Annotated in this window: 4 protein-coding genes; all 4 read right to left on the bottom strand. The window is 73.4% G+C overall.

Features of this window, described 5'->3' with window-relative positions:
* Nucleotides 1-307 precede the first annotated feature (307 nt).
* The 4 genes from E5N76_RS27120 to E5N76_RS27105 all read right to left on the bottom strand — a co-directional run bounded on the left by E5N76_RS27120 (nucleotide 308) and on the right by E5N76_RS27105 (nucleotide 5896).
* Entirely contained in the window at nucleotides 308-1342 is a 1035-nt protein-coding gene (locus E5N76_RS27120) for a patatin-like phospholipase family protein (RefSeq protein WP_149541101.1), read from the bottom strand.
* Nucleotides 1343-1349: 7 nt separating this feature from the next.
* Entirely contained in the window at nucleotides 1350-3494 is a 2145-nt protein-coding gene (locus E5N76_RS31200; protein ID WP_149541100.1) for an adenylate/guanylate cyclase domain-containing protein, read from the bottom strand.
* Entirely contained in the window at nucleotides 3491-4339 is an 849-nt protein-coding gene (locus E5N76_RS27110; RefSeq protein ID WP_149541099.1) for a hypothetical protein, read from the bottom strand. The genes E5N76_RS31200 and E5N76_RS27110 overlap by 4 nt, the downstream gene beginning before the upstream one ends.
* A gap of 147 nt (nucleotides 4340-4486) precedes the next feature.
* Nucleotides 4487-5896, bottom strand: coding sequence for a bifunctional enoyl-CoA hydratase/phosphate acetyltransferase (locus E5N76_RS27105; RefSeq protein ID WP_149541098.1), 1410 nt, complete (start codon nucleotides 5894-5896; stop codon nucleotides 4487-4489).
* Nucleotides 5897-6000: the final 104 nt, after the last annotated feature.

The following is a 6000-nucleotide window of genomic DNA, read 5'->3' as shown; positions in this document are numbered from 1 at the left end:
ACGCTCACGCAGATCCTCGGAGTATGGCCGCATCCTGGCTGGCCTCCATCGCCCAGCCCAGAGCTTGAATCAGATCTCAGCCCGTTTCGGAACCCCCGATTCAGAGCAAACACAGCATGCTCTAGCTTATGGATGGTAGAGCAGATTCACGCCTCCGGGCGATGCCGCCCTCCGGCGATCTGCTCGAACTCCCGGCAGGAGGCTCGGCCTCCGCCCCGGGGTGGACCAGCCGCCGGAGCCGGCCTGAGCTTGCCGGGCCGACCTGCCAGGTCCGGCCTGGACCTCCGCCGGGGGCGAAGCCCCCATCTCAGCAGAATTTCGCCTCCACATCCGTCGAGGACCGCGTCCCGATCGCCTCCCAATGCTCCGCCAGGAAGCGCTCGGCCCGCGCCGTCCCGAGCTCGAAGAGCTGCCGCAGGAAGTCCGGATCCGCGTTCAGCTTGGAGGAGGCATCGAGCGCCGCCAGCTCCGCCTCCGCATCGATCGTGTGGATGAACAGCCGCAGATGGCGCGACCCGTCCAGGTCGCCGCGGTCGATCAGCTCCGTCACGAAGCGGATCATCCGCATCTCCCGCATCAGCGAGGAATTGAAGGCCAGCGTGTTCACCCGGTCCATGATCGCCCGCATGTCCCGCGGCACCTCCGGGATGTTGATCGGGTTCAATTGGACGATGACGATGTCCGGCCCGCCGCCCATGTAGATCAGCGGGAAGATCGGCGGGTTGCCGGAATAGCCGCCATCCCAGTAATGCTGCCCCTCCACCTCCACCGCCTGGAAGAGCTGCGGCAGGCAGGAGGAGGCCATCACCGCCGCCGCGCTCAGCTCCCGCCGCTCGAACACCCGCAGCCTGCCGTTCAGCACATTGGTGGCGCAGACGAAGGCGGCCGGTCCCGGCGCCGCCCGCAGCCGGGGGAAATCCACCACCTTCTCCAGCACCTCGCGCAGCGGGTTCCGGTTCAGCGGATTCAACTCGTAGGGCGAGAACACCTTCAACAGCAAATCGGTCGCCATCCAGCCGGGCGAAAAGCCCATGCTGCCCGGGCGGAGCACGCGGTCCAGCGGCGTCGGCCCCACCGGGGAGGCGGCGGCGAGCGCCCCCACCCCTTCCCAGAAGCACCGCAGCATCTGCCGCGCCAGGGCCGGCCCGCCAGCGGCCAGCCCATCCGCCAGCACCGCCGTGTTCATGGCGCCGGCGCTGGTGCCGACGATCCCTTCCACCTCCAGCCTGTCGTCCTGCAGCAGCCGGTCCAGCACGCCCCAGCTGAAGGCGCCATGCGCCCCGCCGCCCTGCAAGGCGAGCTTGACCTTCTTGCGCGGCGCGGGGGCGGGCGTCTCATGCATGGCGGCGCTACTTCGTCGTCAGGCGCAGCACGGGCGACCAGCCCGCCGGGGCGCCGTCCCGCAGCCCGGCCAGCCGTGCGGCATAGACGGCGAGCAGCGGGTCGGCGGCGGGGTCGCCGGCCTCGGCCAGCGCCGCCTCCGCCGCCTGGAAGCGGCCGGCGCGGTAGGCGCCCATCATCCGCCGCCAGGCCGGCAGCCCCGCCAGCGCCGCCGGGTCCGGCCGCAGCTTCGCCTCGGCCAGGCTGTCGACGGTGGCGAGGCCCAGCAGCTCATGCAGCTCCAGCGGCTGCGCCGCGCCCTTGGCCAGGACGCAATCCACCGGCCGGGTGATGAAGCCCTCACCCGCCGCCTTCCGCGTCGCCTCGGAAATCAGGATCTGGGTGCCGTAGAGCTTGTTCATGCCCTCGAGCCGGGAGGCGAGGTTCACCATGCTGCCGATCGCCGTGTAGGACATGCGGTCGGAGGAGCCGACATTGCCCACCACCGCCTCCCCGCTATGCAGGCCGAAGCGGGTGCGCAGCCGCGGCCAGCCGCGCGCCGCGAAGCGCTCGCACAGCGCGTTGGTCAGCAGCCGGGCCTGCAGCGCCGCGCGGCAGGCGTGCCGCGCATGTGCGGCATCGTCCTGCGGCGCGTTCCACAGCGCCATCACCGCATCGCCGATATATTTGTCGATGGTGGCGTGGCAGGCCAGCAGCTCGCCGGTCAGCTCCTCGAAATAGGCCGAGGCGATGCGCATCAGCTCGGCCGGCGGCAACCCCTCGGCCAGGGAGGTGAAGCCTTCCACATCGCTGAACATCACGCTGATCCGGCGCTGCTCGCCGCCGATGCGGGCCGCCGATTCCTCCGCCATCAGCCGCTGCACCAGGCTGCGCGGCACATAGGCGCCGAAGACGCGCAGCGCCGATTTCATGCCGGCCATGGCGCCGGAAAGCCGGGCGATCTCCGTGATATGGCTGCGCACCGGCGCGGCTTCGGTGAATTCCAGCCGGTGGATCGCCTCTGCCTCCCGCGTCAGCACGCCGAGCGGATGGGCGATGCGCCAGGCGAGGGTGCCGATGGCCAGCAGCCCGGCCAGCAGCGCGGCGGCGGCGAGCAGCGTGCCGTCCCGCAGCGCCTGGTCCACCGGCGCGGTGAAATCGGCGAGCGGCGCCGCGACGGCGACCAGCAGCCGCGGCTCGGCCAGCTCCGTGACGGCGGCGAGGCGGACGAGGATCGGCGCCTCCTCCCCCTCCAGCCGCGCGGTCTGGCCGGGGCGCAGCCGGCCCTGGGCGTAGTCCCGCCAGACCAGGCGCAGCAGCGGGTCCGCGGCATCGGCCAGGGTGGTCCAGCGGGTGCGGCCGCCGGCCAGCGCCGGCGCCGCGATGGCGGGGTCCTGATGCGCCAGCAGGATGCCGTCCTCGGTGAAGAGGAACAGCACGCTGCCCGGGCTGCCGCGCAGCCGCGCCAGCAGCCCGGCGAGCTGATCGAGCGTGACATCCAGCCCGAGCACCGCGCCCGCCCCCGGCACCTGCCGGCTGAGCGAGAGGCCGGGGCGGCCCACCAGCGCCAGGTCGTAAAGGGTGGAGACCCGCACCTCTTCATCGCCCCGCGCCTGCAGATACCAGGGGGTCTGGCGGAAATCCGCGCCGCTGGCCGGGCGGGTGAGGCGCTGCAGGAGCTGCCCCCTGGCGTCGAGGAAGCTCCAATGTTCCGGGCCGCCGGCCGCCAACCCCTGGGGAGGGATTTCGCGCAGCGCGAAGGCACCGCCGGCCGGCACCGGCGGTGCCACCTCCGGGCCCAGCGCGGCCACCCGCACCACCTGCCGCAGCGTGCCGTCCACCAGCCCCACCGAGGCCACCTGCACCGCCGGCTCGGCTTCCAGCAGCGCCAGCAGGGCGGCGGTGTCGCGCGCCATGGGGTCTAGCCCCTCGGTGAGCGGGGCGAATTCCGGCAGCACGGCGGCGAGGGCCGCCACCGGCCGGATCAGCGCATGGGTGCTGGCCGCCGCCGTTTCCGCCGCCTGGCTGAGGGCGCGCTCCGCGGTGTCCAGCGCGGCGCGGCCGCCGGTCTCGCGGTAGCCCCAGACCACCGCCGCCACCGCCAGGGTGAAGAGCAGGGCGAAGGCCGTCACCAGGGTGACGGTGAAGGTGATGCGGAAGGGTTTCCGGCTCACCCCGGCAGCTCCGGCAGGCCCTGGCCGCGGAGCGCCGCCCGCCAGCGCTGCCGGCCTGCCTCTTCCGGCAGGGCGTCGAGCAGGGCGGCGCCCGCCTCCGCCGTTGCCGCGAGGCTGCGGAAGGCAGCGAGCTGCGCCTGCCGCGCCGCGTCCAGGCCGAGCGCCACCGCCGGCGGTGACATGCCGGGCGCGGCGGCGAGGAAGGCGAGGCGGCCGGCATGGGTGGCGATGCGGGCGGCCCCGGGGATGCCCGCCTGCGCCATCTCCCGCGCCAGGGCGCGGCTCAGCCGCCAGCCGAGGCAGGGGGTGAGGCTGCCGAACAGATCCGCCTCCCGCACCAGCGCGGCGGCGAGGTCGCCGGCGGGCGGCGCCTCCGGGATGGTCTCGAGGATCAGCCGGGTGAGTTCGGCGCGGTCCGGGGGTGCCAGGGTGGCGGCCAGGCGGTCCGCCGCCGCGGCGGAGCGCTGCTCCAGCGCGCCCTGGGGGGCGGCGAGACCCTCGTGCAGCAGGTCATGGCCGGCCATGGCGAGGACGCAGAGCCCCGCCTGCCGCGTGTCCAGCAGGGCGGCGCGGCGCGCCTCCCGGGCCAGCCAGCCGGCGCAGAGCATGGCCTCCGCCTGGTGGTGGCGGTCGTGATAGGCGGGTTCCCCGCCGGGCGGGAAGCTGGCGCCATGGGCGGCGACGGCGGCGGCGATGGCCTGCCCGGCGGCGGCGAAGCCGGCCGGCACCTCGCCGCAGGCCGCGGCAAGGCCCTCGGCCACCGCCGCTGCCGGCTCGGGCGGCGCCGCGCGGCGGGCGATGAGCTGCGCCTCGGCGGTGCGCAGCCGGACCAGCGGGGAGGTCATGCGGCGCCTCCGCCCCCGCACCCCCGGCCGGCGAAGCTTGCGGACTGAGGGCAGGGTCCGGGGGGAAGCCTTCCCCCCGGCCGGGCTTGGCGGCACCGCCGCCAACGGGCGAGCCCCTGGTGAGGGCTTGGGGGCGAAGCCCCCATGTCAGCCCTCCTGCGCTACCAGCGTGGCGCCCGTCGCCTTCCAATGGCTGTAGAGCAGCGCCAGCGCCGCCGACATCAGCCGTGCATGCTCGTCATCCGCCCGGCTGGTCAGCATCACCGGCGCCTTCGCCCCCACCACCAGCCCGCCGGTATCCGCATCCGAGAGGAAGACGAGCTGCTTCGCCAGCATGTTGCCGGATTCCAGGTTCGGCGCGATCAGCACATCGGCGTGGCCGGCGACCATGCCGGCGATGCCCTTGGTCTTCGCCGCCTCCACATCCACGGCGTTGTCCATGGCCAGCGGCCCGTCCACGATCCCCCCCTTGATCTGTCCGCGCTCCGCCATCTTGGAGAGGATGGCGGCGTCGAGGGTGGAGGGGATGGCCGGATTCACCGTCTCGACGGCCGAAAGGATGCCGACGCGCGGCTGCGCCAGGCCGATGGCATGCGCCAGGTCGATGGCGTTCTGCACGATATCGGCCTTGGTGGTCAGGTCCGGCGCGATGTTGATGGCGGCGTCGCTGATCAGCAGCAGGCCTTCCCGCCCCGGTACGTCCAGCACGAAGACATGGCTGATCCGCCGCCCGGCGCGCAGCCCGCCTTCCGCCTTGGTGACGTGGCGCAGCACCTCGTCCGAATGGATGTTGCCCTTCATCACCGCGCGGGCGGCGCCTTCATGCACCAGCGCCACGGCGCGGGCCGGGGCGGTGTGCTCGTCCGGCGTGTTCACCAGCCGGATGCCGGCCAGGTCCCAGCCCAGCTTCTCGGCCGCGGCGCGGATGCGCGCTTCCGGCCCGACCAGGATCGGCTCGATCAGCCCGGCGCGGGCGGCTTCCCAGGCGCCGCCGAGGGAAGGGCCGTCGGTCGGCGCCACCACCGCCGTCGGCATCGCCGGCACGCCGGCGCAGGCGGCCAGCAGCCGCTCGAATTTGCCGCGCTTCGCCAGGGTGAGCTGCGGCAGCGCAATCTCGTCGGCCAGGATGCGGCTGGTGGGCGGCAGCACCTCCGCCATGCCGTCCGTCACCAGCACGCCGTCTTCGCGCAGCAGCCGGCATTCCAGCCGGATGCGGCCATCCGGCGCCTTCTCCCGCACCGTGACGGTGACGGTCAGCCTGTCGCCGGCCTGGATGCGGCCGTGGAAGCTGAGGCTCTGGTGCAGATAGGCGGTGCCCGGCCCCGGCAGCACATTGCCGAGCAGGGCGGAGAAGAGCGAGCCGCCCCACATGGCGGGCGCCACCGGCCCCTCGCCGGTGATCTTCTCGGCGAGGCCGGGCAGGTGGCGCGGGTTCAGATTGCCCGAGGCATGCGCGAAGACGACCAGGTCGTTGTCCGTGCAGATTCGTTCGAGGCTCGCGCTCTGGCCGATTTCGAGCTCGTCATAGGTGTGGCCGATCAGCTCGCGTTGGGTCATGCGTGCTCTCCTGCCTGGGCGTGCCGGCGCGGTTGCCGCTGCGGCCGGGTTTCCGGTTCTCCCTAGCGCATGTCACCGGGCGGGCCTTGCACCATTTCGATGAA

Origin of the sequence: Siccirubricoccus phaeus (assembly GCF_008360935.1) — a bacterium.
GTDB classification, from domain to species: domain Bacteria; phylum Pseudomonadota; class Alphaproteobacteria; order Acetobacterales; family Acetobacteraceae; genus Siccirubricoccus; species Siccirubricoccus phaeus.
This window is presented reverse-complemented; position numbering and strand designations above follow the sequence as displayed.

Excerpts from the sequence above, each read along its gene's own strand:
- E5N76_RS27110 (WP_149541099.1), bottom strand. The coding sequence starts at position 4,339 with ATGACCTCCCCGCTGGTCCGGCTGCGCACCGCCGAGGCGCAGCTCATC.
- E5N76_RS27120 (WP_149541101.1), bottom strand. The coding sequence starts at position 1,342 with ATGCATGAGACGCCCGCCCCCGCGCCGCGCAAGAAGGTCAAGCTCGCC.
- E5N76_RS27105 (WP_149541098.1), bottom strand. The coding sequence starts at position 5,896 with ATGACCCAACGCGAGCTGATCGGCCACACCTATGACGAGCTCGAAATC.